This window comes from uncultured Gimesia sp. (assembly GCF_937910335.1).
GTDB lineage: Bacteria > Planctomycetota > Planctomycetia > Planctomycetales > Planctomycetaceae > Gimesia.
In genome coordinates, this window is sequence record NZ_CALEMX010000198.1 from 1 (window position 1) to 2,732 (window position 2,732).

At 45.3% G+C, this 2,732-nt stretch carries 3 protein-coding genes; all 3 read right to left on the reverse strand.

Features of this window, described 5'->3' with window-relative positions; translation table 11 throughout:
* Positions 1-49: 49 nt before the first annotated feature.
* Positions 50-274, reverse strand: coding sequence for a helix-turn-helix transcriptional regulator (locus tag Q0668_RS07405; protein ID WP_298862126.1), 225 nt, complete (start codon positions 272-274; stop codon positions 50-52).
* A 74-nt stretch (positions 275-348) separates the two neighbouring features.
* The gene (locus Q0668_RS07410; protein ID WP_298862115.1) at positions 349-882 is read right to left on the reverse strand and encodes a DUF2975 domain-containing protein; all 534 of its coding nucleotides are present in this window, start codon (positions 880-882) and stop codon (positions 349-351) included.
* Positions 883-1,023: 141 nt separating this feature from the next.
* The gene (locus Q0668_RS07415; protein ID WP_298862120.1) at positions 1,024-2,469 is read right to left on the reverse strand and encodes a sulfatase-like hydrolase/transferase; all 1,446 of its coding nucleotides are present in this window, start codon (positions 2,467-2,469) and stop codon (positions 1,024-1,026) included.
* Between the last annotated feature and the right edge of the window lie 263 nt (positions 2,470-2,732).

The window sequence follows — 2,732 nt, forward strand, 5'->3', positions numbered from 1 at the left end:
AAATTGCCGTTTCCAGAACGCCATGTACTTTCACTGTTTCCACTCCCCATCAGGCCGCTTTTTTCTGCGTTTCCGTTTCGTACTCTAGCAGATCACCTGGCTGACATTCCAGAAACTCACAAATTTTTTCCAGAGTCGCAAACCGAATCCCCTTTACTTTCCCCGACTTCAACAGTGAAAGGTTCTGCTCGGTAATACCAATATAACGTGCCAGATCGCGCGAAGTCACTTTGCGTTTCGCCAGCATCACATCCAGTGTAATACAAATTCGCATCATGTCCTCATCAATTGAGAAAAAGATTTTTATCTTATTATTTTATAAAATAGTATTGGCAAGAATGATGTTGTCTAAACAATCTGTGCATGCTCTTCTGCAATCAGACTCGCTCGTTGAATTAAATTCGCCAACACAAACAGTAATCCACCAACCGCCGCTAATATAATCTGATTGGAACTGATGCCAATGGTCAGCATTTTCTGGCCGGGAGGATTATCTATGGTCAAAAGTACGCTCAAGATAGAACAGGAAATGGGGGAAAGCAACGCCGTTCCAAATAAGCCGAATGCAAGTCGTTTTAAATATCGGCTATTCTGCGAACTGAGATAGTCTTCTGCACAACAGGCTTTCAGAAATTGACGTATTGAGAACAAACCCCAATATGTGGGTGCCATCACAGTTGCACTTAACAAGACCATCAAACACTTGGTCCAAACGGGTAATGGATGCTGAATGGCACTAGCGGGAAGAGAACTCGCACTTGCAGCGATGAGATCTGCATATAACCAGACCCACACCAACAAAATGGGCATAGCAAACAGCGAAATAATACAACAGTAATAGAGCACCTTACAAATGGTACTGGTTCGATCTTTCGAAGTCATATTGGGATTCCTTTCCAATGAATTTGTTGTAAAGCGACGAACTTTTATCGTTTTACAATAAACACGGCAACCCCAGTTTTTACGAATTCTCTCCATTAATCAGTAATTTGACTATGTCGAATACTAATACTTGAATGAACTTCACTTCCCTTTCGAAAGCCAGCCGCCCGGTTGTAGCGTCGCCGTTGATTGGGTTTCCTGATACCAGTTTTTGAGCTGTTTAAGCATGGCGGCCGCCTGTTGCGGTTCCTGTTTGGATAGTTCCTGTTTCTCTCCCGGATCTTGATCAAGGCGATAGAGTTCGATCTTTTCCTTTTCAAAGGTGCCCGGTTTCGCCCGCGGATGCAAGACCACCAGTTTCCATGGTCCCTGACGCATCGCTTCCGAACGGTTCCCATTATTCGACAGCGAAGCCCAGTATAACGGTCGTGTTGCGACCGTCTGTTGTTGAAACAAAACCGGTGAAAGATCGACGCCGTCCAGGGGCCGATCCCGGGGCACTTCGATTTTCGCGATCGCCAATAAGGTGGGCATTACATCAATGCTGATCGCAGGCACATCCGAAACTGTTTGCGGCTTAATCCTTCCCGGCCACCAGGCAATTGCTGGCACACGATGCCCTCCTTCATATACCGAACCTTTTCCGCCACGCCATTTTGGACTACCACTTGGAAAGTCACGCGCGGGACCATTGTCTGAAAAAAATAAGACAAATGTGTTTTTATCAAGCCCCGACTCTGCCAGCAGCTTGTGAATCTGTCCGACTCCGGCATCAATGGGAAGTGTCATGCCTTTGTACTTCTCTATGCGTTCTGCTTTGTTCGCAGGTTTCCAACGTTTCCAACCCTCTGCTTCACTGCGCCGAACCGGGTCTCCGGGCACCTGCACCGGATTGTGAATCGCTTCATGGGCAACGTACAGACAGAAAGGCATCTCGCTGTTTTCTTTGATGAATTGCAAAGCATACTGATTGATTAAATGTGTTGAATAACCGATTTCGCGTGTTTCAGTGCGGCCATGCCACCAGTCATGTTTAACATGATCTCCTACATGACTGATGAAATCGATATTGCCACTATGATAACCAATGAAGGTATCGAAGCCATGATTATCAGGATGAAACTCAGCCGTGTTATGCGGATAGCCCTGATGCCATTTCCCAATCAATCCGGTCCGGTAGCCTGCAGACTGTAATAATTCGGCAAATGTATTTTCAACTTTCCTCAAACCTTTTCGGTGTTCTGGATGATCACTCACCGGATGAATGACAGCTTCTATCCCCGCTCTTTGCTGATAGCGACCCGTTAACAACCCCGCGCGTGTCGGCGAGCAAACCGTACCCGAAGAATGAAAGTCCGAGAATTTCATTCCTTCGTCCGCAAGACGATCAATTTGCGGCGTTTTAAAATACGGGTTGCCAAAGCAACTGACGCCCGCATACCCCATATCATCCACCATAATCACTATCAGGTTGGGACGATCCCCGGGCTGACGGGTAGCTGCTTTCAACGTTACCTGCAGACAAAAGAGACAGATGAAAGCAATCATTGCAAAGCCCGTTTGAAAAGAAAAGTTTCGTTTTCGCACTGAGAGATCCTTATTATCTCGAATAACAGAAGGGTATAATACGACTCAAAGAGTATAACAGAGACACATTGAAATTCACGATAATACGTATATTAGACTCTCTATTGACATTTCCTAACGGACTCCAATTCGTAAAATCTGACATTTTCGACTTGCGATCTCGCACAAAGTAATACATGATTTTGCAAGAGATTTTCATATCTATTACATATCAAATCAAAGGACTACTCGCGTGATCAAATTTGAATGCGAAACCTGTTTCC

What these genes read in the sequence shown, in the direction of transcription:
- Q0668_RS07405 (WP_298862126.1), bottom strand. Translation starts at nt 274, where the DNA reads ATGCGAATTTGTATTACACTGGATGTGATGCTGGCGAAACGCAAAGTG.
- Q0668_RS07410 (WP_298862115.1), bottom strand. Translation starts at nt 882, where the DNA reads ATGACTTCGAAAGATCGAACCAGTACCATTTGTAAGGTGCTCTATTAC.